23 protein-coding genes and 1 other RNA gene are annotated in these 21,803 nt (G+C 72.3%); 13 read left to right on the forward strand and 11 right to left on the reverse strand.

Features of this window, described 5'->3' with window-relative positions:
* The first annotated feature begins 26 nt into the window (after positions 1–26).
* From HGB54_RS04510 to HGB54_RS04530, 5 genes are all read left to right on the forward strand, one after another.
* Positions 27–404 carry a VOC family protein gene (locus HGB54_RS04510; protein WP_168915385.1) on the forward strand — a complete coding sequence of 126 codons (378 nt, stop codon included), beginning with the start codon at positions 27–29 and terminating at the stop codon, positions 402–404.
* 115 nt (positions 405–519) lie between these two features.
* Positions 520–1,347, forward strand: a complete 828-nt coding sequence (gene ftsE, locus HGB54_RS04515) for a cell division ATP-binding protein FtsE (RefSeq protein ID WP_168915386.1) — start codon at positions 520–522, stop codon at positions 1,345–1,347.
* The gene (gene ftsX, locus HGB54_RS04520; RefSeq protein WP_168915387.1) at positions 1,344–2,258 is read left to right on the forward strand and encodes a permease-like cell division protein FtsX; all 915 of its coding nucleotides are present in this window, start codon (positions 1,344–1,346) and stop codon (positions 2,256–2,258) included. The genes ftsE and ftsX overlap by 4 nt, the downstream gene beginning before the upstream one ends.
* Before the next feature lie 101 nt (positions 2,259–2,359).
* Positions 2,360–2,836, forward strand: coding sequence for an SsrA-binding protein SmpB (gene smpB, locus HGB54_RS04525; protein ID WP_168915388.1), 477 nt, complete (start codon positions 2,360–2,362; stop codon positions 2,834–2,836).
* Positions 2,837–2,892: 56 nt separating this feature from the next.
* Positions 2,893–4,419 carry an MFS transporter gene (locus tag HGB54_RS04530; RefSeq protein WP_323740683.1) on the forward strand — a complete coding sequence of 509 codons (1,527 nt, stop codon included), beginning with the start codon at positions 2,893–2,895 and terminating at the stop codon, positions 4,417–4,419.
* A gap of 42 nt (positions 4,420–4,461) precedes the next feature.
* Here the strand turns inward: HGB54_RS04530 and HGB54_RS04535 are convergent, their stop codons facing one another.
* Positions 4,462–4,770 carry a YjbH domain-containing protein gene (locus HGB54_RS04535; protein WP_168915389.1) on the reverse strand — a complete coding sequence of 103 codons (309 nt, stop codon included), beginning with the start codon at positions 4,768–4,770 and terminating at the stop codon, positions 4,462–4,464.
* Between the two features lie 23 nt (positions 4,771–4,793).
* Complete coding sequence (locus HGB54_RS04540) at positions 4,794–5,465, reverse strand: SIMPL domain-containing protein (RefSeq protein WP_168915390.1); 672 nt, start codon at positions 5,463–5,465, stop codon at positions 4,794–4,796.
* 195 nt (positions 5,466–5,660) lie between these two features.
* Between HGB54_RS04540 and ssrA the strand changes: the two genes are divergently transcribed.
* Positions 5,661–6,031, forward strand: a transfer-messenger RNA (tmRNA) gene (ssrA, locus tag HGB54_RS04545).
* Between the two features lie 108 nt (positions 6,032–6,139).
* Positions 6,140–6,514, forward strand: a complete 375-nt coding sequence (locus HGB54_RS04550) for a YccF domain-containing protein (protein ID WP_168915391.1) — start codon at positions 6,140–6,142, stop codon at positions 6,512–6,514.
* 78 nt (positions 6,515–6,592) lie between these two features.
* On the opposite strand, the gene HGB54_RS04555 is transcribed toward HGB54_RS04550, so the two are convergent.
* Positions 6,593–8,710, reverse strand: a complete 2,118-nt coding sequence (locus tag HGB54_RS04555) for a S9 family peptidase (RefSeq protein WP_168915392.1) — start codon at positions 8,708–8,710, stop codon at positions 6,593–6,595.
* Between the two features lie 132 nt (positions 8,711–8,842).
* Between HGB54_RS04555 and HGB54_RS04560 the strand changes: the two genes are divergently transcribed.
* The 3 genes from HGB54_RS04560 to HGB54_RS04570 are packed head-to-tail and all read left to right on the forward strand — an operon-like array spanning position 8,843 to position 10,541.
* Complete coding sequence (locus HGB54_RS04560; protein WP_228545951.1) at positions 8,843–9,298, forward strand: hypothetical protein; 456 nt, start codon at positions 8,843–8,845, stop codon at positions 9,296–9,298.
* A complete protein-coding gene (locus HGB54_RS04565; RefSeq protein ID WP_168915393.1) occupies positions 9,292–9,519 on the forward strand; it encodes a helix-turn-helix transcriptional regulator in 228 nt (75 codons plus the stop codon). Before HGB54_RS04560 ends, HGB54_RS04565 begins: the two co-directional genes overlap by 7 nt.
* Complete coding sequence (locus HGB54_RS04570; protein WP_228545952.1) at positions 9,516–10,541, forward strand: NAD(P)-dependent alcohol dehydrogenase; 1,026 nt, start codon at positions 9,516–9,518, stop codon at positions 10,539–10,541. The genes HGB54_RS04565 and HGB54_RS04570 overlap by 4 nt, the downstream gene beginning before the upstream one ends.
* Positions 10,542–10,677: 136 nt before the next feature.
* Here HGB54_RS04570 and HGB54_RS04575 read toward each other — a convergent pair whose 3' ends face one another.
* From HGB54_RS04575 to HGB54_RS04600, 6 genes are read right to left on the reverse strand one after another with little or no spacing between them, the layout of a single operon-like run.
* Positions 10,678–10,899: a toxin-antitoxin system YwqK family antitoxin gene (locus HGB54_RS04575; protein WP_168915394.1), complete on the reverse strand. Its 222-nt coding sequence runs from the start codon at positions 10,897–10,899 to the stop codon at positions 10,678–10,680.
* Between the two features lie 19 nt (positions 10,900–10,918).
* The gene (locus tag HGB54_RS04580) at positions 10,919–11,965 is read right to left on the reverse strand and encodes a branched-chain amino acid ABC transporter permease (protein WP_168915395.1); all 1,047 of its coding nucleotides are present in this window, start codon (positions 11,963–11,965) and stop codon (positions 10,919–10,921) included.
* Positions 11,962–12,831, reverse strand: coding sequence for a branched-chain amino acid ABC transporter permease (locus HGB54_RS04585; RefSeq protein WP_168915396.1), 870 nt, complete (start codon positions 12,829–12,831; stop codon positions 11,962–11,964). Before HGB54_RS04585 ends, HGB54_RS04580 begins: the two co-directional genes overlap by 4 nt.
* A complete protein-coding gene (locus HGB54_RS04590) occupies positions 12,828–13,616 on the reverse strand; it encodes an ABC transporter ATP-binding protein (RefSeq protein WP_168915397.1) in 789 nt (262 codons plus the stop codon). Before HGB54_RS04590 ends, HGB54_RS04585 begins: the two co-directional genes overlap by 4 nt.
* Positions 13,609–14,370, reverse strand: coding sequence for an ABC transporter ATP-binding protein (locus HGB54_RS04595; RefSeq protein ID WP_168915398.1), 762 nt, complete (start codon positions 14,368–14,370; stop codon positions 13,609–13,611). The genes HGB54_RS04590 and HGB54_RS04595 overlap by 8 nt, the downstream gene beginning before the upstream one ends.
* Positions 14,367–15,704 (reverse strand): ABC transporter substrate-binding protein, encoded by a 1,338-nt coding sequence (locus HGB54_RS04600; protein WP_168915399.1) that lies wholly within the window; start codon positions 15,702–15,704, stop codon positions 14,367–14,369. Before HGB54_RS04600 ends, HGB54_RS04595 begins: the two co-directional genes overlap by 4 nt.
* 211 nt (positions 15,705–15,915) lie before the next feature.
* On the opposite strand from HGB54_RS04600, the gene HGB54_RS04605 reads away from it, so the two are divergent.
* Positions 15,916–16,710, forward strand: a complete 795-nt coding sequence (locus tag HGB54_RS04605; protein ID WP_168915400.1) for an IclR family transcriptional regulator domain-containing protein — start codon at positions 15,916–15,918, stop codon at positions 16,708–16,710.
* A 36-nt stretch (positions 16,711–16,746) separates the two neighbouring features.
* Here the strand turns inward: HGB54_RS04605 and HGB54_RS04610 are convergent, their stop codons facing one another.
* Entirely contained in the window at positions 16,747–17,790 is a 1,044-nt protein-coding gene (locus tag HGB54_RS04610; RefSeq protein ID WP_168915401.1) for a maleylacetate reductase, read from the reverse strand.
* A 184-nt stretch (positions 17,791–17,974) separates the two neighbouring features.
* On the opposite strand from HGB54_RS04610, the gene HGB54_RS04615 reads away from it, so the two are divergent.
* Both HGB54_RS04615 and HGB54_RS04620 read left to right on the forward strand, forming a co-directional pair.
* A complete protein-coding gene (locus tag HGB54_RS04615) occupies positions 17,975–18,868 on the forward strand; it encodes an intradiol ring-cleavage dioxygenase (protein ID WP_168915402.1) in 894 nt (297 codons plus the stop codon).
* 95 nt (positions 18,869–18,963) lie between these two features.
* The gene (locus tag HGB54_RS04620) at positions 18,964–20,715 is read left to right on the forward strand and encodes an FAD-dependent oxidoreductase (RefSeq protein ID WP_168915403.1); all 1,752 of its coding nucleotides are present in this window, start codon (positions 18,964–18,966) and stop codon (positions 20,713–20,715) included.
* Here HGB54_RS04620 and HGB54_RS04625 read toward each other — a convergent pair.
* Positions 20,712–21,752 (reverse strand): DUF368 domain-containing protein, encoded by a 1,041-nt coding sequence (locus tag HGB54_RS04625; protein ID WP_168915404.1) that lies wholly within the window; start codon positions 21,750–21,752, stop codon positions 20,712–20,714. The two genes, HGB54_RS04620 and HGB54_RS04625, sit on opposite strands and share 4 nt — an antisense overlap.
* Positions 21,753–21,803: the final 51 nt, after the last annotated feature.

Consider the following 21,803-nt stretch of genomic DNA (forward strand, 5'->3'; position numbering starts at 1 on the left):
GTGCCGCCCGCCCCTAGGGTGGCGCCATGACGCGCTCCGAGATCGTCGAGATCCCCGTGGCCGACCTCGTGCAGGCCGCCGCCTTCTACTCCGCCGTGTTCGACGTCGACCTCGTCATCGAGACCATCGGCGGGCTGACGATGGCCTTCTTCCCCGACGAGCCGGGCGAATCCGGGGGAGCGGTCGCGCTCTGCCAGGGCGACGGCTACCGGCCGAGCGGCCTCGGCGTGCGGGTCTTCCTGCGGGTCGACGACGTGGATGCCGTGCTCGCGCGCGCGCTCGAGTCCGGTGCCCAGCTCGTGGCCGAGCCGGCCGACATGCCGACGTGGGGGCGCTTCGCCGAGTTCAGCGATCCCGAGGGCACGGTCGTCGGCATCGTGCAGCTCGAGACGCCCGCGGCCTGAGCCGCCGGCGCGCCCCGCGCAGCGGCGGCGGGCCCGCGCGGCGCGAGATGTGAGGACTCGGCGTTCCGGGTGTCGCTGCGCGGGCATCCCGAACCCGCACCTAGGCTGACCGGCGATGATTCGATTCGATGAGGTCACCAAGGTCTACCGCGGCAACTCCAAGCCCGCGCTCAACGGCGTGAGCATCGAGGTGCTCAGCGGCGAGTTCGTGTTCCTCGTGGGCGCCTCGGGCTCGGGCAAGAGCTCGTTCCTGCGGCTCGTGCTCAAGGAGGATCGGCCCAACAACGGGCAGATCCACGTGCTCGGGCAGGATCTCGGGCGCATCTCGACCCGCAAGGTGCCGTACTTCCGCCGCAACATCGGCGTCGTCTTCCAGGACTTCCGCCTGCTGCCGAACAAGACCGTCACCGACAACGTCGCCTTCACGCTGCAGGTCCTCGGCAAGAGCAAGGGCTTCATCAGCGAGGTCGTGCCCGACGTGCTCGCCATGGTCGGCCTCGAGGGCAAGGGCGGGCGCTACCCGCACGAGCTCTCGGGCGGCGAGCAGCAGCGCGTCGCCATCGCCCGCGCGGTCGTCAACAAGCCGGCCATCCTGCTCGCGGACGAGCCCACCGGCAACCTCGACCCCACGACGAGCCTCGGCATCATGACCCTGCTCGAGCGCATCAACCAGAACGGCACCACCGTCGTCATGGCCACGCACGACGCCGGCATCGTCGACCGGCTGCAGCGCCGCGTCATCGAGCTCGTCGGCGGGCGCGTCATCCGCGACGAGCGCGGCGGCACCTACGTCACGCAGGCGGTGCCGACGATCCGGCAGGATGCCCCCTCCGGCTCCTCGCCCTCCATCCACCTCGACCCGCAGGCCGCCCCGGCCTCGCCCTACGAGCGCCCGGCCGAGCAGCCGGCCCCCTCGTACTGGACCCCGGAGGGCACCCGATGAGGCTCGGCTTCGTCATGTCGGAGGTTGGTCAGGGCCTGCGCCGCAACCTCTCGATGGTCATCTCCGTCGTGCTCGTGACCTTCATCTCGCTGACCTTCGTCGGCACGGCCATCCTGCTGCAGGCGCAGATCAACCAGATGAAGTCGTACTGGTACGACCGCGCGCAGGTCGCCGTCTACATGTGCACCGAGTTCTCGACGGCCGGCGGCTGCGACACCCAGGCCGCGACGCCCGACCAGATCGCGCAGGTCGAGGCGCAGCTCGAATCCGAGACCCTCGCGCCCTTCATCGACGACTTCTACTTCGAGGATCGCGAGCTCGCCTTCGCGAACTTCCAGGAGCAGTTCGAGGGCAACGCGATCGCCGACCTCGTCACGCCCGAGCTGCTGCCCGAGGCGTTCTGGGTGAACCTCTCCGACCCGACCCAGACCGAGATCCTGCAGGACGCCCTCACCGGCATCGCGGGCCTCGAGAGCGTCGTCGACCAGCGCAGCTACCTCGAGGGCATCTTCGACATCCTCAACGCCTCGAGCTTCACCGCCATCGGCATCGCCTCGCTCATGCTCGTCGCGGCCGCGCTGCTCATCTCGACGACCATCCGGCTCAGCGCCTTCTCGAGGCGGCGAGAGCTCGGCATCATGCGCCTCGTCGGCGCCTCGAACCGCTTCATCCAGACCCCCTTCATCATCGAGGGGGTGGTCGCCGCGCTCCTGGGATCGATCATGGCGGGCGGCGCCGTCGTCGCGATCGTGCACTTCTTCGTGCAGGGCTACCTGTCGCAGACGTTGCCGACGACGAGCTTCGTGACGCTGCAGGATGCCCTGCTCGTGGTGCCCGTGCTGCTGGGTGCGGGCGCGGTGCTCGCGGCCGTCTCGGCGAACGTCGCGATCACGCGCTACCTGCGCGTCTGATCCGACCCGATCGCGCCCAGCCAGCTCGGCGCCGGTCGGATATGCTGGAGGGCTGCCGCGGCCCGCGGCGAGCATCCATTCGATTTCGGCGGAGGTGAACCGTGCCCAAGGAGACCGGCGAGAAGGTCGTCGCGACCAACCGCAAGGCGCGGCACGACTACGCCATCGAGGACACCTACGAGGCCGGGCTCGTGCTGAGCGGCTCCGAGGTGAAGTCGCTGCGCATGGGCCGCGCGAGCCTCGTCGACGGCTACGGCTACATCGACGGCGGGGAGGCCTGGCTCGACGCCGTGCACATCCCCGAGTACACGCAGGCGACGTGGACGAACCACCCGCCCCGGCGCAAGCGGAAGATGCTGCTGCACAAGGCCCAGATCATCAAGATCAGCCAGAAGACGAAGGAGGGCGGCTACACGCTCGTGCCCCTTCGCATCTACTTCGTCGACGGGCGCGCCAAGGTCGAGCTCGCCGTCGCCAAGGGCAAGCGCGAGTACGACAAGCGGCAGACGCTGCGCGAGAAGCAGGACAAGCGCGAGGCCGAGCGGGCCATGCGCGGGCGCAACCGCCTCGGCGACTGAGCGCCGGCTGCGACGCTGAGCGGCCGGTCAGCGGGTCGAGCGTAGGCTCACCGTTCGTGACCCAACGAGCCGACACCGCCGCCACGGAGAACGACGCGATCGGGGAGGACGGCTACACCGACCGCACCCGCTGGCAGGCCTTCGCGGTGGCGGTCGCCGTCGCCTCGCTCACGATCCTCGACCTCTCGAAGGTCAACGTCGGCATCCCGGCCATCGAGCTCGCCTTCGGGGCTGGGCCGACCGAGATCCAGCTCATCGTCGCCGGCTACGTGCTCGCCTTCGGCATCGTGCTCGTGCCGGCCGGGCGCCTGGGCGACCTCAGCTCGCGCCGTCGACTGTTCCTCATCGGGCTCGTCGTGTTCCTGCTCGCGAGCCTGTTCTGCGCCATAGCCCCGACCGTCGAGCTGCTCGCGGCCTCGCGCATCCTGCAGGGCGTGTCGGCGGGTCTGCTCATGCCGCAGGTGCTCGGGCTCATCCAGCAGCTCTTCACCGGCGCCGCGCGCGGCCGGGCCTTCGGCGTCTTCGGCGCCGTCATCGGCCTCGCGACGGCGTTCGGACCGACCCTCGGCGGCCTTCTCATCGGCATCGGCGGCCCCGAGGACGGCTGGCGGCTCATCTTCTGGATGAACGTGCCGCTCGTGCTGCTGCTGTTCCCCTTCGCCTACAAGCTGCTGCCGCGCACGCAGCCGACGACGGGGGCCGCGAAGGATCTCGACCTCATCGGCACCGCCCTCCTCGGCGCGACGGTGCTGAGCCTCATGCTGCCCTTCGTGCTCACGACCGGCGCCCCGAGCGACGACCCGGCGCGCTGGTGGTGGCTCGCCGCCTTCGCCGGGCTCGCCACCGTCTTCGTGCTCTGGGAGCGCCGTTACACCGCGGGCGGTCGCACCGCGATCGTCGACTTCGCCCTGTTCCGCATCGGCGGCTACCGCAACGGCATCCTCATCTCGACGTTCTACTTCGCGGCGATGCCGGCGACGTTCCTGACGCTCTCGCTGTTCCTGCAGTTCGGCCTCGGGCTCGAGCCGGTCTACGCGGGCATGGTCACCATCCCCTTCGCCCTCGCCTCGGCGGTCACCAGCTGGTACAGCGGCAAGGTCGTGAACACCTACGGCCGCTCGATCGTCGTGCTCGGCCTCGTCGGCGTCGTCATCGGGTTCGGCGGGGTGCTCGCCTCGGCCTTCCTGCTGCCCGCGGCGATCTCGCCCTGGGTCGTCGCCGCCTTCATGACGATCGCCGGAGCGGGCGGCGGCGCCGTCATCGCCCCGAACCAGACGCTCACCCTCGCCGACGTGCCGGTCACCTCGGGCGGCGTCGCCGGCTCGATCGGCCAGGTCGGTCAGCGCGTCGGCACCGCCGTCGGCATCGCGGCGGCCACGGCGGCGTTCTACGTGACGATCTACGCCGAGGAGGGCAGCGTCGGCGAGCTCATGCTCTACCAGGACGCCTTCCGCAACGCGGCCTTCGTCATCCTGACCTTCGTCGGCCTCGCGCTGCTGCTCGCCGTCATCGACCTGCGCGGCCGCAAGGCCGGAACCCTCGCGAACACGCCGAGCGCCACCGAGGGCCTGCCCGAGGACTGAACGCCCGGTACGGCGGTCGTCGCCGTCCCTTGCAGGGCGTCGCTACGGCTGCTGCGGCCGTTTCATCGGGCCGTCGAGGGCGGCGGTGACGGTGATGCGCGCGGCGAGCTGCGCCAGCTCCGATTCGGGATGCCCCTCCAGGGCGTCGTCGAACCAGTGCGCCCAGACCTGCCGCACGTCGTCGGCCGTCAGCGGCGCCCGCCGCGCGCGCTGCACGAGATCCTCCGCCTCGGGTCGGTACTCGTCCGTCGGCATGCCCCCGACCCCGGGCCGGAGCCCGCTGAGGTCGGCACGGGCGAGCAGCCGCGCCACCCGCTCCACCGCGTCGTGGCCGCCCGACGTCGGTCCCATCGTTCGGCCCGCCTGCCCGCCCGTCATCGCGCCGCGAAGCGCGCGTCGACGGCCGCCTCGATGACGATCAGCTCGGGTCTCAGCGAGATGCCGGGGGAGCGGGAGTCGCCGCCCATCATGGCGATGCGCGACATGCGGGGGCTCGCACCCTCGCCCTGACCCTGGTCGCCGAGCATGCCGGGGTCGGCGAGGGCGAGTGCGGTGACGCTCCCGAGCCCGATGCTCTGCGCGTAGACGGTGGCCTTCGTCACGGCGTCCTTCACGGCGCGCGAGCGCACCTCGGTGAGCACGGCGGTGCGGCGGCCCTCGCCGAGCATCCACTCGATGCCGTCGATCGCGGCGAGCGGCTCGGCCGCGAGGGCGTCGACGAGCGCGGGCAGGGCGTCGAGACCCGTGACGGTCGCGGTGCCGCCGGCGCTCGCACGGTGCACGAGGGGCAGCTGCTCGCCCGTGCTGCTCCACGGGCGCTGCGCAGTGACGGCGAGGCGATCGGTCGACCAGGCGGCGACCGGGCCGCGCTGGGCGTCGTGGTGCTCGCGGAGCGCGGCAGTCACGCGCTCGAGGGCGGCCGCCACGTCGGCGACGACGGGCTCGCGCTCAGGGCCGTCCCCGGCGATCGTGAAGCTCAGCACGGCGCGCTCGGGGGCGTACTCGCCGCGGGCGGCGCCCTGCACGGTGATGATCGTCTCGGGCATGCGGGGCTCCTGCGGCTCGTTGTCAGCGGTGGCCTATACTGTAGGGCTGCACTCGAAACAGTGCATGAGCGCCGATGCGGGGTCACCCCGGGCCGGCGATCACAACTCCACAGTGCGTGACAGCGACCCACTCATCGCCGTGCCTCTCGATCGTTCCGTCCGCGGAACGGGCGGGGAGTCGGCGACGGTGCACGCGGGGATGATCGGTTTCGACATTGCTTGCGACTCTGTGAGAAGCGGGTCGAGGATTCAGGGTTATCTCGTTAACGATCTCTGAAAACAACAGGTGCCGATTCCAAGCGCACCGACTTCGCTCTCGCCGCCTAAGGCAGAGTAGAAAGTCCGTCAGTCCGGGTTCGCCTCCGCCCCGGGTCCTGGCGTCATCAAGGAGGATTGCTGCGTGTGCGCGTCTCAGGAGCACGCGGGACTTTCACTGAGGCTGGGCTCGTCGGTGTAGGGGTCTGCAACAAACACCGGAGCCGAGCAGAACGTCTCAGCAGACTACGCCCGTAGAAGGCACAGGCTCTCAGCAGTGGACGGGGGTTCAATTCCCCCCATCTCCACCCCGGTCGCTGTCACGCACTGAGGAACCCCGCGCCCTCACCTGCGCCCTCTCCCGTTCGGCGGGCTCATCGTCGTGCCTGCCAGACCGCGCCTGTCAGACTGGCGCGATCATGCGCACCCTCCTCAACATCATCTGGCTCGTGCTGTCGGGCTTCTGGCTGTTCCTCGGCTACGCCCTCGCCGCCCTCATCATGTGCATCCTCATCGTGACGATCCCCTGGGGCATCGCGGCGTGGCGCATCGCCGTCTACTCGCTCTGGCCCTTCGGCCGCGACGTCGTCGACAAGCCCACCGCGGGCGGCTTCTCGCTCATCGGCAACATCGTCTGGGTGGTGCTCGCCGGCTGGTGGCTGGCGATCGGCCACATCGTCTCCGCCGTCGCGCTCGCCATCACGATCATCGGCATCCCCTTCGCCATCGCCAACATCAAGATGGTGCCGGTCGCGCTGCTGCCGCTCGGCAAGCAGATCGTCGAGCGCCGCTAGGCGCGACCGCGCACGGCGGCGCGCGCCGAGCATCCACCCCCGATCAGAGGGAGGGATGCCCGGCGCGCGCTCGCCCGGTCAGCCGATGTTCGCCGGGCGCTTCCACTCGGCGCCGAGCACGTGCTGGTCGAGGTAGGCGAAGACCGTCTCGTACCAGACGATCGCGTGCTGCGGCTTGAGGATCCAGTGGTTCTCGTCCGGGAAGTACAGGAACTTGTGGACGGTCGAGCCGTCCTCCTCGCCGTGGTGCGCGGTGAGCTCCGACCACAGGCGCAGGCTCTCGCCGATCGGCACGCGGTAGTCGCGGTCGCCGTGGATGACGAGCATGGGCGTCACGATGTCGGCCACCGCGTGGTGCGGCGAGTTGGCGTCGAGGCCCTCGGGGCTGAAGATGCTCGTCCAGTACGAGGAGTTGTCGGTCGTGCCCCCGAACTGGTCGAGCGCCCACAGACTCGCGTGGCTGACGATCGCGCGGAACCGGTCGGTGTGCCCGGCGACCCAGTTGGCCATGTAGCCGCCGAACGAGCCGCCCATCGCGGCCGTGCGGGTCTCGTCGATCTCGGGCCGCTGCTCGACGGCGTCGGTGATCGACATGAGGTCGGTGAAGGGCTTCTCGCCCCAGGAGTTCCAGCCGCGGGCGATGAAGTCCAGGCCGTAGCCGGTCGAGAGCGCCGGGTCGGGCAGCAGCACGGCGTAGCCGCGGGCCACGGCGAGCTGCGGCGCCCAGCGCCAGCTCCACGCGTTCCAGCTGTTGAGCGGGCCGCCGTGGATCCAGAGCAGAAGGGGCGCGGGATGCTCGGCACTGGCCCCCTCGGGGGTGAGCAGCCAGGCGCGCACGCGCGACCCGTCCGCAGCCAGAGTCTCGACCTCGGTCATCGTGCCGACCTCGGGCGTCGGAGCGGCGGGGCTCGCGAGCACGCTCACCTCGCCGGTTCCGGCGTCGATGCGCACGGGGTGCGCCGGGGCCTGCCACGAGGAGCGCAGGGCGACGATGTCGCCGGTGCGGGCATCCACCTGAATGCCCGTGTACGAGAAGTGGTCGTGGGTCAGCTGCTCGACCGCGCCGCCGTCGGTCGGCACGCGGAACACCGGGCCGCGGCCGTCGTGGTCGGCCGCGACGACGAGCGAGGCGCCGTCGGGGGCGAAGCGGAACTCGGCCGGCCAGCGGTCCCAGCCCTCGGCGAGGCGGCGGGGGCTCGAGCCGTCGACGTCGGCGATCCAGAGCTCCTGGTCGCCGGGGCCCTCGGGGGTGCTGAACGGGGCGCGCAGGTAGGCGAGCGCCGTGCCGTCGCGGCTGATCGTCGGGTACTCGAAGTGCACGCCCTCCTCGCCGAAGAGGGTGCGGCGCTCGCCCGTCGCGACGTCGATCGCGACGATCTCGATTCGCGGCAGGCCGCGGCTCGGCACGCGCAAGGCGGCGATGAGGGTGCGGGCGTCGGGGGTGAGGGCCTGGCCGGCCGTGTCGGCCGTGCGGCCGGGCTGCGGGGTGAGGTCGCGCGGGGCGGGGAGGTGCGCGGGGTAGGGGGTGGGGGCGGCGTCGCTCGTGTCGGCGTCGTCGCCGTCGGTGTCCGCGGCGTCGGGCGCGCGGTCGGGCAGCGCATCCGCGAGCCCCTCGAGGTCGAGGGCGAGCAGGTGCGGCTCGGCGGGGCCGAGGTCGTGGTCCCAGTAGCGAACGGGGTAGGTCTCGTGCAGGATCGCGGCGATCTTCTTCTCGCTGCGGGTGGCTCGGGCCGCCGCGTCGTCCTCGACGCCGGTCGAGCTCGGCAGCAGGTCGGCGGCGATCACGACGGTGTCGGCGTCGAGCGCGGTCGCGGCCACGCCGCTCACGCCGCCGCCGAGCCGGGTGATCGCGCGGGCCTCGCCGCCGCCGGCGGGCAGCAGCCAGAGCTGGCTCGCGTCGTGCTCCTTCTCGGCTTCGGCGTCGGGGCGGCCGGAGACGAAGAGCGCGTCGCCGTCGCGGGTGAAGGCGACGCCGGCCTCGCCCTTCGCCGAGCGGGTGAGGCGGCGGGGCGCGCCCTCACCGCGCGCGGGCACCTGCCACAGCGAGCGCTCGTAGCGCGTGCCGTCGGCGGAGAGCGTCGCGACGGTGAGCACGACGCGCTCGCCGTCGGGGGAGAGCGCGAGGCCTTCCACGCGCGGCAGCGCGATGTAGTTCTCGAGGGAGTGGAACGGAGTCGAGGTCGTCGATTCGGTCATCCCTCGACCGTATCGGCGCGGGCTGGGCGGCGTCGCCGAGCGCTCGCCGCGCATCCACCCGATTCGGAATGTCAATGATTCTTGACACGGTGTGCGATCTGCTTTACCTTCAGCATGTCAGGAATTCTTGACATGCCGATCGACGAAGGGATGCCCCTCATGGCGTTCGAGGAGAAGGGCGCGTGGGTCGCGCTCATCGTGGGAGTCATCGCGTACGCCGTGTACGTCGCGGTCGTGCTGGGCCGCGCGGCCGGCGGCGAGCTCGCCGACACGCCTTACGCCGATGCGCTGCTGTGGAGCATCGGCGCGGCCATCGTCGCGGGCATCCTCGTCACCATCGCGGTGAGCATCATCACGCGCCGCGACGGGCTCACGAGCGACCAGCGCGACAAGCAGATCAGCGTGCGGGCCTCGCACTCCTCGCGCGCCTTCATGACCATCGGAGTGCTGGGAGCGCTCGCGCTCGCCCTCCTCGAGGCCGACCCGTTCTGGATCGCCAACACGATCTACCTGGCCTTCGTCGTCTCGGGGCTCGTCGAGGTCGGCGCGCGCATCGCCCTCTACCGCGGGGTCATGCCCGCATGGTGAAGCCCACGAGCGTCACCAACAGCATCCGCGCCCTGCGCTTCGCCGCCGACGAGATGACCCAGGCGGAGCTCGCCCGGCGCATCGGGGTCACCCGCCAGACCGTCATCGCCATCGAGCAGGGGCGCTACTCGCCCTCCCTCGAGATGGCCTTCCAGATCGCCCGCGTGTTCGAGGTGCCCCTCGACGCGGTGTTCCAGTACCCGGCAGGAGCCGAATCATGACCGAGACCCAGCCCACCCCCGCTTCCGCCGCCGACCTTCCCGCCACGATGCGCGCCGTCGTGCAGCACGGCTACGGCGAGACCGAGGTGCTCGACACCGTCGAGCTGCCCGTCCCCGCGGTGCGCCCCGGCACGGTGCGCGTGCGCGTCGAGGCCGTGAGCCCCGACGCCGGCACCGTGCACCTCATGCGCGGCCGCCCCCTCATGATCCGGGCCGTGCTCGGGCGGCGCCGCCCTCGGCAGCCGATCATCGGGCTCGCCTACGCCGGAGTCGTCGAGGGCGTCGGCGAGGGCGTGCGCGACCTGGTCGTCGGCGACCGCGTGGCCGGCACGGCGCCGGGGGCCATGGCCGAGTACGTCGTCGCGCGGGCGGATCGCGCGGCGCGCATCCCGGACGGCGTCACGATGGCCCAGGCGGCGACCCTGCCGGTCTCGGCCGGCACCGCGCTGCAGGCGCTGCGGGCCGCGGGCGAGGTGCGGGCGGGTGCCCGTGTGCTGATCATCGGCGCCGGCGGGGGAGTGGGCTCGTTCCTCACCCAGCTCGCCGTCGCGCGGGGGCTGCGCGTCACGGGGCTCGCGAGCGCCGCGAAGGCCTCGTTCGTGCGCGGCCTCGGCGCCGAGCGCGTCATCGACCACCGCGCCGTGCGCGAGCCCGCCGACTGGGGCCGCTACGACCTCGTCATCGACACCGCCGACGGGCGCGCGCTGCACGTGCTGCGGCGGGCCCTCACCCCGTGCGGAACCCTCGTCATCGTCGGCGCCGACCACGTCGGCGGGCCCGTGCTCGAGGGCTTCGATCGGCAGCTGCGGGCGCTGCTGCTCAACCCGTGGGTGCGGTACCGCGTCACCTCGGTGACCCAGCGCGAGAGCGCCGCCGACGTGGCCGAGCTGCTCGCCGAGGTCGCGGCGGGGCGGCTGGCGCCCGCCGTCGACGAGGTCGCCCCGCTGGCCGAGGTGGGTCCGGCGATGGGCCGGCTCGCGGCGCGGACGGTGCGCGGAAAGATCGTCGTCGCCCTGCGCTGACGGTCGCGTGCCGTAACTCCTGCAGAACGGCCCTCCAGCACGCCTTCGGGCGCGTTCGGCGCCGTTCTGCAGGAGTTCGTGCACCTCTCTCGCGGGCGAGGCCTTCGCTGAGGCGGCGCGGGATGCCCGCCGCGCGCTACTCCCCGAACGAGGTCGTGCGCGCCGCAGCGCCGTGCCGGTCGTACGTCGTCCACTCGCCGACCTGGCGCCCGCGGTCGAACGAGCCGGAGCGCATGAGCGAGCCGTCCGCCCGCCACCACTGCCACGCCCCGTGCAGCTCGTCGCCGAGCATCCCGCCCCGGGCCTTCAGGGTGCCGTCGCGGTGGTGGTCCTCGCGGATGCGGTCGGGCTCGGTCATGCGCCCAGTATGGCGGCGCTCAGCGTCGTCGCGACCGCCCCGCGTCGACCGCCGCCACCCGGTACCCCGTCGGGAACAACGACACGTCCCATCGCCGCTGCACGAGCCCCCACAGACCGCGGCGGGCGAACAGCACGAACAGCACGCCGAGCACGCCGAGCACGATGAGGTAGGTCGAGCCGTAGTCGGCGAGCGATTCGCGCAGCACGAAGAAGACGATCGCGCCGATGAGCGGGCCCTCGAGCGTGCCGAGGCCGCCGATGAGCACGATGAAGATCATGAAGGCGCTCCACTCGACGCTGAAGACCGCGTTCGGCTGCACGCGCAGGGTCGAGAGCGCGAGCAGGGCGCCCGCCGCGCCCGCGCCCGCGGCGGCCGCGACGAAGACGATGCGCTTCGAGCGCTGCACGTCGATGCCCGAGGTGGCGGCGGCCACGGGGTCGTCGCGCACGGCGGTGAGGGCGAGGCCGCCGCGCGAGCGCGCGAAGAGCACGCAGGCGACGACGACGATGACGAGCACCGCGAGCGCCCACCAGTAGACGGTGGCGATGCGCAGGATGCGGTCGAGCCCGCTGAGGGCCGAGAGCGAGATGCCCGACCCGGCCCCGAGCTCGGGCACCTGCGAGACGGTGAGGCGCAGCACCTCGGCGATGACCCAGGTGCCGATCGCGAAGTAGCCGCCGACGAGCCGGAAGGCGAGGAACGAGATCGGGATGGAGACGAGCGCGGCGATGAGCGCCGCGACGGGCACGGCGAGGAACGGGTCGAGCCCGACGAGGTCGGCGATGAGCACGAGCCCGTAGGCGCCGATGCCGATGTAGGCCTGCTGCCCGATCGAGAGCATGCCGCCGTAGCCGGCGAGCAGATTCCAGGTCGAGGCGAGGATGACGAGGATGAACAGGCTCACGAGCGACTGGATCGTCGCGAGCCCCACGAGGTAGGGCAGCGCGGCGAGCACGACGACGACGAGGCCGAGCAGGCTCGTGCCGACGACGGAGCTGCGCGACCAGCGCGTGACGCGGAAGCCCGCCGCCGTCGGGCGATCGGTGAGGGTCGGGATGCTCATGAGGTGGCCGATCCCTTCAGCAGGCCCTGCGGCCGCACCGCGAGGAAGACGAGGAACACCAGGTGCCCGATGAGCACCTGCTGGGCGGGGAAGAACGAGCCGCCGATGGTCTGCGCGAGCCCGAGGATCATGGCGCCGAGCAGCGTGCCCCACAGGTTGCCGAGTCCGCCGATGATGACCGCCTGGAAGGCGAAGATGAGCAGCAGCGAGCCCGAGAAGGGATTGAACGAGCTCTGGATGCCCGAGCTGAAGCCCGCGATGGCGACGAGCCCGAACGCGATCGCCGCCGCCGTCGCGTAGATGCGGCGCGGGTCGACGCCGCTGAGGGCGACCGTCTCGGCGTCGTCGCTGACGGCGCGGATGAGCCGTCCGTACGGGGTGCGCTGCAGCACGAGGGAGAGCGCGGCGAGCAGCCCGACCGCGAGCACGAAGATCGTCAGCGGCAGCAGCCCGATCTGCAGCCCGAAGGGCAGGCTGATCGAGGCCGTGTCGAAGGCGCCGAGCGTGAGGCGGCGCTGGTCGGCCGACTGCGTGACGAGCAGCAGGTTCTGGATGATGATCGACAATCCGAAGGTCACCAGCAGCGACGGCAGGGGCGAGGCCTCGAGAGTGCGCTGCAGCAGGAACCGCTGCAGCACCCAGCCGGCGAGGGCGGTGAGCGGGGCGACGACGACGAGGGCGACGACGGGGGAGACGGCGAAGACGTTGACGACGAGCAGCATGCCGTAGCTCGCGATGACGGCGACGTCGCCGTGCGCGAGGTTGACGAGCCGCATGACGCCGAACAGCAGCGACAGGCCCGCGGCGAAGAGGGCGTACTGGCCGCCCAGCAGCACCCCCTGCACGATCGGATCGAGCAGGTTCACGACTCCTCCAGTTCTGCCGCGTCGAGCGTGGTGATGGTGCCGGTGGGGGTGACGTGCGCGACGCCGGCGCCGAAGTAGGCGGCCGAGATCTCGTCCATGGTGAAGCCGCTGCCGGCGAGCGAGGTGGCGCCCTGCAGAAGGCAGTGCACCTCGTCGCTGACGGCGAGCGCCTGCCGCACGTCCTGCTCGACGACGAGGATCGAGGTGCCCGTGCTCTGGATCTCGGGCAGGCTCGCGTACAGCTGGCCGATGACGGCCGGGGCGAGCCCGAGGCTCACCTCGTCGAGCAGCAGCACCTCGGGGTTCGACATGAGGGCGCGCGCGATCGCCGTGGCCTGGCGCTCGCCGCCGGAGAGGTCGCCCGCGTACCGCGACCGGCGCTCCGCGACGAGGGGCATGAGGGCGTAGACGCTCTCGAGGTTCCATTGGCCGCGGCGCTTCGTCGAGGCGCCGACGAGCAGGTTCTCCTCGACCGTGAGCGAGGGGAAGAGGCGGCGGCCCTCGGGCACGAGGATGATGCCGGCCCGGGCGCGCTCGTGGGCGGGCATCCGCGTGATGTCGTCGCCGTTGTAGAGGATGCGCCCGCCCGTCGGGGCCATCTGCCCCGCGAGCGTCTTCAGCAGCGTGGACTTGCCGGCGCCGTTGGCGCCGATGACGGCGAGGGTCTCGCCGCGCTCGAGCCGCAGCGAGATGCCGCGCAGGGCCGGCAGCTCGCCGTAGGCGGCGCGCAGCTGCTGCACCTCGAGCACGATCTCCTTGCCCGAGCTCGCGGGGGCCTCAGACATGGCTCTCCTCCACGCCGTCCTCCTCGGGGTCGATGCCGAGGTACACGCTCTTCACCCGCGGGTTCTGCATGACCTCGTCGGGCGTGCCGACGGCGATGACCTCGCCGTAGGTGAGGCACATCATGCGCGTCGCGACGGCGGTCAGCGCGTGCACGACGTGCTCGATCCAGACGACGGTGACGCCGGCGGCGACGACCTCGCGCACGAGCTCGACGAGCTCGGGCACCTCGGCCTCGGTGAGCCCGCCCGCGATCTCATCGAGCAGCAGCAGGCGGGGGTCCGCCGCGAGGGCCCGCGCGACCTCGAGGCGCTTGCGGTCGAGCAGCCGCAGCGAGCCGGCCGCGACGTTGGCCTGGCCCTGCAGGCCGGTGCGGGTCATCGCCTCGATCGCCTGCGTCTGCGCGGCGCCGCCCCGGGCGCCGCCGGCGAAGGACGCCGCGACGAGCATGTTCTCCATGACCGTCATGCCGGCGAAGGGGCGGGGGATCTGGAAGCTCGTCGCGATGCCGTGCCGCGCCCGCCAGGCGGCGGGGCGGCGGGTGATGTCGTCACCCCGGTAGTCCAGACGCCCGCTCGTCGCCCGCACCGAGCCCGACAGCAGCCCGAGCAGGGTCGACTTGCCCGCACCGTTCGGCCCGATGATGCCGAGGGCCTCCCCGGCCTCGACGCGCAGGTCGAGGCCGGAGAGCACGGTGAGGGAGCCGTAGCGCTTGGTGATCCCGCGCGCGTCGACGAGCGGAGCGGCTGAGCTCAACGGTTCGACCAGTCGATCAGCTCGATCTCCCCGCCCGTGGGGATCTCGGGGTTGTCGGCGTTCGCGACGATCACGAGCTCGTAGGTGCCGTCGCCGGTGCCGCGCCACTGGCCGCCCACGAGCGGGGTGAGCGAGACGTTCGGCACCGGGCCGGCCGTGAAGTCGATCGTGCCGGCCACCGTGTCGGTGCTCAGGCCCGCGAGGGCTCCGCGCAGGTCGTCCGTCTCGATCGAGTCGCTCGCGGCGATCGTCGCGGTCGCGACCTCGAACAGGGCGTGGGCGAAGCCGAGCGGCTGCGTCCACTGCCGGCCGGTCTCCTCCTCGTAGGCGGCGGCGAGCTCCTCGGCGCTCTGCCCGGTGAGCGAGCTCGAGAACGGGTGCGAGGGGCTCCACCAGACCTCGGTGGCGATGTTCTCGCCGTTGGCGCCGAGCGCCTCGACCGCGGAGGGGAACAGGAGCGCCTTGGCGATGGTCGCCATCTGCGGCTGGTAGCCCTGCTGGATGGCCTGCTGCCAGAAGGTGGTGAAGTCGGGCGGGATGGGGACGCCCATGAGGATGTCCGCGTCGGCCTCCTGGAAGGCCGAGATCTGCGCCGAGAAGTCGGCCTGCCCGTTCGGGTACGCGCCTGGGTTCACGGGGGCGAGCCCGCCGCCCTCGATGATCGGGGCGAATCCGGTGGTCGTGTCGGCCCAGGCGTTGCCGTCGGCGTCGTTCGGCAGCAGCTGCGCCACCGAGCCGCCGTCGGGCACGGCCGCCCACAGCTCGCTGTAGACGCTGCCCACCTCGCCGAGGCCCCAGAAGAAGTGGTACGTGTAGTCGAAGCCCGCGTCGGGGGTGCCGCCGCGGCCGAAGTACCAGGCCTGCCAGGGCGCGACCGTCGTGATGCAGAGCACCTGGTTCGCCTCGCACTGGTCGGAAACGGGGTTCGTCGTCTCGGGGGTGGAGGAGGCGAGGATCATGTCGACGCCGTCGTCGAGGATGAGCTCGGCCGCGACGTCGGCGGCGCGCGCCGGGTCGCTCTGGGTGTCGGCGACGATGATCTCGACGCTGTACTCGGTGCCCGCCGCGTCGACGACGCCGTTCTCCTCGTAGTACGCGCGCACCTGGTCGAGCACGAAGCTGTCGGCCTCGCCGAAGGCCGCGAGCGGGCCGGTCTGCGGGGTGACGTACCCGATGCGGATGACGTTCTCGTCGCCGCCGCCGTCGCCGTCGGCACCGCCGAGGGTGGGGGTGGAGCAGGCGGCGAGCATCAGGACGCTCGCGCCGGCCAGTGCGATGGGGGTGAGGAGGCGGCGGCGCCGTCCTCCGCTGGATGGGTGCAGGAACGTGCTCATGGTGCCTCTCCTCAACGCCGTTGTTCGGATTGCGCAACACTGTGCGTATAGAGAACAATGCGACGAGGGGTGCCGGGTGTCAAGGAGCGTCGGCCTTGACACGACGGGACGACTCGCCCACGCTGGGGTTCGCCATGCGCACAGCGCGGCGACCCCCGCACGCCGGGCGAGCCCCCGGGGCCGCCCGCCCCGCCCCGCAGGATCGGACGAGATGACCTCAGACAGCGCCGCCCCCATCGCCGACCGGCCGACCGAGTTCGTGCAGTCGCTCGAGCGCGGCCTCGCCGTCGTGCGGGCCTTCAGCGACGAGCGCCCGCGCCTCACGCTCTCCGAGGTCGCCCGCCACACCGGGCTGACGAGGGCGGCCGCGCGGCGGTTCCTCATCACGCTGCAGCACCTCGGCTACGTCGGCAGCGACGCCGGGCAGTTCTACCTGCGGCCCTCGGTGCTGCAGCTCGGCTACGCCTACCTGTCGTCGCTCTCGCTCGCCGACATCGCGCTCGAGCACCTCACGCCCGCCGCCGACCAGCTGCACGAGTCGTGCTCGGCCTCGGTGCTCGACGGCGACAGCGTCGTCTACATCGCGCGAGCATCCACCACCCGCATCATGTCGATCAACCTCGCCGTCGGCACCCGTCTGCCCGCCGCGACCACCTCGATGGGGCGCGTCATGCTCGCCTCGCTGCCTGAGGCCGAGCTCGAGGCGTTCCTCGGCCGGGTCGCGCTCGAGCCCCGCACGCCGTCGACGATCACGACCGCCGAGGGCCTGCGCACCGAGATCGACCGCGTGCGCGAGCAGGGCTGGTGCGTGCTCGATCAGGAGCTCGAGATCGGCGTGCGCAGCGTCGCCGTTCCGGTGCGGGATGCCCGGGGCCAGGTCATCGCGACGGTGAACGCCTCGGCGCACTCCACGCGCGTGACCCTCGACACGCTGCGCACGACCTTCCTCGAGCGCATCCAGCAGGTCGCGAGCGGGATCGAGGCCGACCTCGCCGCCCGCCGCTAGCCTCGCCGCCCTATCCTCCGGCGCCGTCGCCCTGCGCTAGCCGAACGCGCCGCGCAGGATGCCCTCGATCGCCGCGCGGTCGACCGGCGCCGGGTGCTCGATCGGCAGCTTCGCCTCGACGATGCCGACGGCCTCCTCGAGCTGCGCCTCGGTGAGGCCGAGCTCGCGAAGGCCGCGCGGGGCGCCGGCCTCGCGGCCGAGCTCGCGAAGACCCTCGACGGCATCGTCGACGCCGAGGGCCTCCGCGAGTCGCGCGGCGGCCTCGGGGGCCGCGGGCGCGGTGAAGGCGAGCACGTGCGGCAGCACGACGGCGTGCGTCTGCGCGTGCGGCAGGTCGAAGGCGCCGCCGAGGGCGTGGCAGATCTTGTGGTGCAGGCCCGAGCCGGCGGCGGCGAACGACATGCCGGCGAGGAACGAGCCGTAGACGAGGCGCTCGCGGGCGGCGTCGCGGCCCTCGCCGCGGATGCCGCGCAGGCCCTCGGCCAGCGCGCGGACGCCCTCGCCGGCCATGAGGCGCACGATGGGGTTCGAGGCCGGGGTCCAGAACGACTCGACGCAGTGGGCCATGGCGTTGAGCGCCGAGGCGACGGCGAGGTCGTCGGGGAGGGTGGCGACGAGCTCGTCGTCGTAGACGACGCTGCGCGGCAGCACGCGGGCATCCACCCCCGTCTCCTTGCGGGAGGCCGTGGTGAGGCCCCAGACGGGCGTCATCTCGCTGCCGGCGTAGGTGGTGGGGATGGCGATGATCGGCAGGCCCGTGGTGAGGGCGACGATCTTGGCGGTGCCGGTGGTCGAGCCGCCGCCGATCGAGACGAGGCCGTCGACGCTGTGCTCGGCGGCGACGCGCCGGGCCTCCTCGGCGACCGCGTCGGGAACGTGCGGGCGCACGCCGCTGAAGCGCACGGCCACGCGGTCGCGCCACGGGGCGCTGAGCTCATCGGCGAGCGCGCCCTCGGCCTCGGCGGCGATGAGCATGACGCGGGTGAGCCCCAGCGCCTCGAGCTCGCCGGCGACGGCGGTGCGGCTCGATCCGGCGCCGAACGTCACGCGGTAGGGGAGGGCGGTGTAGAGGAAATCCACGGGGTGCTCCTGTCGGTCGCGCCCGCTCGCCGCGTAGTATGCGAATGCATGGTATTCGGATAGCGAACTTCGGTTCGCCTAGAGTACAGTCTGCCGGGAGGTGGCGACAGGGCGGATGCGGAGCATCCGATCCGACCGCCGGAGGCCCCGCAGCACGACCGTCCACAGAGAGGTGGCGACGACGATGACGTCCGAGCACGACGAGCAGCAGCACACCGAGCAGTCCGCGCGCGAGCAGCGGGTCACCGACGAGGTGGTCGCGAGCTTCGCGGGCACGCCGGATGCCCGGCTGCAGCACCTCATGCAGGCGCTCACGCGCCACCTGCACGCCTTCGCCCGCGAGGTGCGCCTCACCACGCCCGAGTGGGAGGCCGCGATCGGGTTCCTCACCCGCGCCGGGCACATCACCGACGACCGCCGGCAGGAGTTCATCCTGCTCAGCGACGTGCTCGGCCTCTCGATGCTCACCGTCGGCATGAACGCGCCCGCCTCGGCCGAGGCGACCGAGTCGACCGTGTTCGGGCCCTTCTTCCTCGAGAACAGCCCCGAGATCCCGCGCGGCGGCGACATGGGCGAGGGCGTGAAGGGGATGCCCTGCCACGTGCGCGGCCGCGTGACGGGCGTCGACGGCGCCCCGATCGCGGGTGCCCGCGTCGAGGTCTGGGGCGCCGACGAGGACGGCTTCTACGACGTGCAGTACACCGGCGACGTCGTGCAGGCCCGCGCCCACCTCTTCACCGACGAGAACGGCGAGTACGACTTCTGGACGGTGCAGCCCGCCGCCTACCCGATCCCGCACGACGGCCCCGTGGGCGACCTGCTCGCCGCGACGAGCCGCTCGGTGATGCGCCCGGCGCACATCCACTTCATGGTCGAGGCCGAGGGCTTCGACACCCTCATCACGCACATCTTCGTCGCGGGCGACGAGTGGCTCGGCGACGACGCCGTCTTCGGCGTGAAGCAGAGCCTCATCCTCGACTTCGAGCGGCACGAGCCGGGCGAGGCGCCCGGCCGCCGCGTCGACGAGCCGTGGAGCTCAACGGCCTTCGACATCGTGCTCGCGCCCACGGGCGCCTGAGCCGCGCATCCACCGACCGCGCCGCACCGACCCGCCGCACCGACCCGCCGCACCGGCCCCGACGACCGCACCGACCCCAGCACAGGAGACGCATCATGACCGAGATCCGCATCGAGACCGACGTGCTCGTCGTCGGCAGCGGCCCCGCCGGCGCCTCGGCGGCCATGTTCCTCGCCACCCACGGCATCCGCACCCACGTCATCACGAAGTACAGCTGGACGGCCAACACGCCGCGCGCGCACATCACCAACCAGCGCGCGATGGAGATCTTCCGCGACTTCGGGATCGAGCAGCAGGTGCTCGCCGAGGCCGTGCCGCACCACCTCATGGGCGACACCGTCTTCTGCACCTCGCTCACCGGCGAGGAGCTCGGGCGCATGCACACGTGGGGCACCTCGCCCGCGCGTCACGCCGACTACGAGGCGGCGAGTCCGAGCCTCAACTGCGATCTGCCGCAGAATCTGCTCGAGCCGATCCTCATCCGCACCGCCGCGGAGCGCGGCGCCGTCGTGCGCTTCTCCACCGAGTTCGTCTCCTTCGAGCAGGACGACGAGGGCGTCACCGTCACCGTGCGCGATCGGCTCACGGGCGAGGAGTGCGGCATCCGGGCCCGCTACCTCATCGGCGCCGACGGCGCGCGCTCGGTCGTCGCCGCGCAGGCGGGCCTCGAGTACGAGGGCCGCATGGACATCGCCGGCTCGATGAACATCACCTTCACGGCCGACCTCAGCCACCTCGTCGCCCACCGCCCGAGCGTGCTCTACTGGGTGCTGCAGCCCGGCTCGAACATCGGCGGCATCGGCATGGGCCTCGTGCGCATGGTGCGCCCGTGGAACGAGTGGCTCATCGTCTGGGGCTACGACATCACGCAGCCGCCGCCCGAGGTCGATGAGGCCGCCGCCATCCAGATCGTGCGCAACCTCGTCGGCGACCAGGAGCTGCCGGTCGAGATCACGGGCACCTCGCTCTGGGGCAACAACGAGATGTACGCCACGACCCTGTCGAACGGGCGCGTCTTCGCCGCGGGCGACGCGATCCACCGCCACCCGCCGTCGAACGGGCTCGGCTCGAACACCTCGATCGGCGACTCGTACAACCTCGCCTGGAAGCTCGCGTACGTCATCAAGGGCCTCGCCGGCGAGTCGTTGCTCGACAGCTACCAGGCCGAGCGCGCGCCCGTCGCGAAGCAGATCGTGCTGCGGGCCAACAAGTCGGGCGCCGAGTTCGGGCCCATCTTCGAGGCCCTGGGCGTGCTCGGCACGAGCGACCCCGTGCAGATGCAGGCGAACATCGACGCGCGCACCGAGAACACGCCGGATGCCCGTGCCCGCCGCGCGGCGCTGACGAAGGCCATCGAGCTCAAGGACTACGAGTTCAACGCCCTCGGCGTCGAGCTGGGGCAGCAGTACGACTCCGCCGCCGTGGTGCCCGACGGCACCGAGCGCCCCGTGCCGACCCGCGACCCCGAGCTGTACTACGAGGCCACGACCTTCCCCGGCGCGCGTCTGCCGCACGCCTGGCTGCTGCGCGACCGCCAGAAGGTCTCGACCCACGACGTCGCGGCGACCGGGCAGTTCACGCTCCTCACCGGCATCGCCGGGGAGGAGTGGGCGACCGCCGCATCGGCTGTGGCGGCCGAGCTCGGCATCCCGCTCAGCGCGATCGTCATCGGTCCCGGCCGCGAGGTCACCGACGTCTACAACGACTGGGAGCGCATCCGCGGCATCGAGGAGGACGGCTGCGTGCTGATCCGCCCCGACAAGCACGTCGCCTGGCGCTCCCACTCGGCCGTCGACGACCCGACGAGCGCGCTGCGGGATGCCCTGCGCGCGGTGCTCGCCCGCTAGCGCTCGGCCGGCGCGGGCCGCTCGTCGGGCTCGGGCCGCTCATCGCTGACGCTGTCGGGGGAGAGCACGCGCCGCCGCAGCAGCACCGCCTCGACGGCGATGAGCGCGAGCACCGCGACGACGCCGATGCCGAACAGCAGCACGGCCGAGCCGACGCCCTCGTCGGGCGCCTGCAGCGCGTTGCCCTCGGTCTGCCACGGCCACAGCGCGCGCAGCGAGCCGAGCATGAGCCCGGTCATCACGACGAGGGTGATGCGGTGCCGGTGCGCGAGCAGCCACTGCAGGCCCGAGACGAAGAGGCCGAGCCCGAGCACCGCGCCGAGGACGAAGGCGCCGAGGTAGGCGAGGTCGCGGTCGTTGACGGCGGCGAGCGTGGGCGCGTACATGCCGACGGTCAGCAGCAGGAACGATCCCGAGACGCCGGGCAGCACGAGCGCGCACACCGCGAACGCCGCGGCGATGGCGACGACGACGAGGGAGGGGTCGGCCTCCGCGGCGGGCGGGAGCCCGGTGAGCACGAAGCTCGTGGCGGCCGCGAGGAGCGCGATGACGACCTCGCGCGCCCGCCAGCGCCCGCCGACCATGCGGATGGGCACGATGAGCGAGGCGGCGATGAGGCCGGCGAAGAGCGCCTTCGTCTGGATGGGGTTCGACTCGAGCAGCGGCGCCAGCAGCGCCGCCCCGGCGACGATGGCGATGAGCATCCCGATGCCGAGGGGCAGCACGACCGACCAGCGCACCGACCGGACGTGCTCCATCGCCCGACGGATGCCGCGCCCGCGCAGCCCGTCCGCGACGAGCAGCGCCGCCCCGCGCGCGAGGTGGCCGGCGCCGTCGATGAGCGTCTCGTAGACGCCGACGATGAGCGCGACCGTGCCGCCGCTGACGCCGGGAACGATCTCGACGACGCCGATGAGGCCGCCGCGCACGAGATCGAGCAGCAGGCGCACGAGCCGCTGCACGGGGCCGACCCGGCGGTCGCTCGCCGGCGTCGGGCCGGGGGAGGGGGCGTCGGCGGGGCGGGTCTCGTGGCTCATCGTGCTCTCTCGCGGGGGCGGGCTGCCGACCGGGGCGGGATGCCGGCGGCG

The sequence above is a fragment of the Microcella flavibacter genome (genome assembly GCF_012530535.1).
Taxonomy (GTDB): Bacteria; Actinomycetota; Actinomycetes; order Actinomycetales; family Microbacteriaceae; genus Microcella; species Microcella flavibacter.

Excerpts from the sequence above, each read along its gene's own strand:
- ftsX (WP_168915387.1), top strand. The coding sequence starts at position 1,344 with ATGAGGCTCGGCTTCGTCATGTCGGAGGTTGGTCAGGGCCTGCGCCGC.
- HGB54_RS04615 (WP_168915402.1), top strand. The coding sequence starts at position 17,975 with ATGACGTCCGAGCACGACGAGCAGCAGCACACCGAGCAGTCCGCGCGC.
- HGB54_RS04565 (WP_168915393.1), top strand. The coding sequence starts at position 9,292 with ATGGTGAAGCCCACGAGCGTCACCAACAGCATCCGCGCCCTGCGCTTC.
- HGB54_RS04575 (WP_168915394.1), bottom strand. The coding sequence starts at position 10,899 with ATGACCGAGCCCGACCGCATCCGCGAGGACCACCACCGCGACGGCACC.
- HGB54_RS04600 (WP_168915399.1), bottom strand. The coding sequence starts at position 15,704 with ATGAGCACGTTCCTGCACCCATCCAGCGGAGGACGGCGCCGCCGCCTC.
- ftsE (WP_168915386.1), top strand. The coding sequence starts at position 520 with ATGATTCGATTCGATGAGGTCACCAAGGTCTACCGCGGCAACTCCAAG.
- HGB54_RS04555 (WP_168915392.1), bottom strand. The coding sequence starts at position 8,710 with ATGACCGAATCGACGACCTCGACTCCGTTCCACTCCCTCGAGAACTAC.
- HGB54_RS04510 (WP_168915385.1), top strand. The coding sequence starts at position 27 with ATGACGCGCTCCGAGATCGTCGAGATCCCCGTGGCCGACCTCGTGCAG.
- HGB54_RS04580 (WP_168915395.1), bottom strand. The coding sequence starts at position 11,965 with ATGAGCATCCCGACCCTCACCGATCGCCCGACGGCGGCGGGCTTCCGC.
- HGB54_RS04590 (WP_168915397.1), bottom strand. The coding sequence starts at position 13,616 with ATGTCTGAGGCCCCCGCGAGCTCGGGCAAGGAGATCGTGCTCGAGGTG.
- HGB54_RS04550 (WP_168915391.1), top strand. The coding sequence starts at position 6,140 with ATGCGCACCCTCCTCAACATCATCTGGCTCGTGCTGTCGGGCTTCTGG.
- HGB54_RS04625 (WP_168915404.1), bottom strand. The coding sequence starts at position 21,752 with ATGAGCCACGAGACCCGCCCCGCCGACGCCCCCTCCCCCGGCCCGACG.
- HGB54_RS04605 (WP_168915400.1), top strand. The coding sequence starts at position 15,916 with ATGACCTCAGACAGCGCCGCCCCCATCGCCGACCGGCCGACCGAGTTC.
- HGB54_RS04620 (WP_168915403.1), top strand. The coding sequence starts at position 18,964 with ATGACCGAGATCCGCATCGAGACCGACGTGCTCGTCGTCGGCAGCGGC.
- HGB54_RS04540 (WP_168915390.1), bottom strand. The coding sequence starts at position 5,465 with ATGCCCGAGACGATCATCACCGTGCAGGGCGCCGCCCGCGGCGAGTAC.
- HGB54_RS04560 (WP_228545951.1), top strand. The coding sequence starts at position 8,843 with ATGCCGATCGACGAAGGGATGCCCCTCATGGCGTTCGAGGAGAAGGGC.
- HGB54_RS04570 (WP_228545952.1), top strand. The coding sequence starts at position 9,516 with ATGACCGAGACCCAGCCCACCCCCGCTTCCGCCGCCGACCTTCCCGCC.
- HGB54_RS04535 (WP_168915389.1), bottom strand. The coding sequence starts at position 4,770 with ATGGGACCGACGTCGGGCGGCCACGACGCGGTGGAGCGGGTGGCGCGG.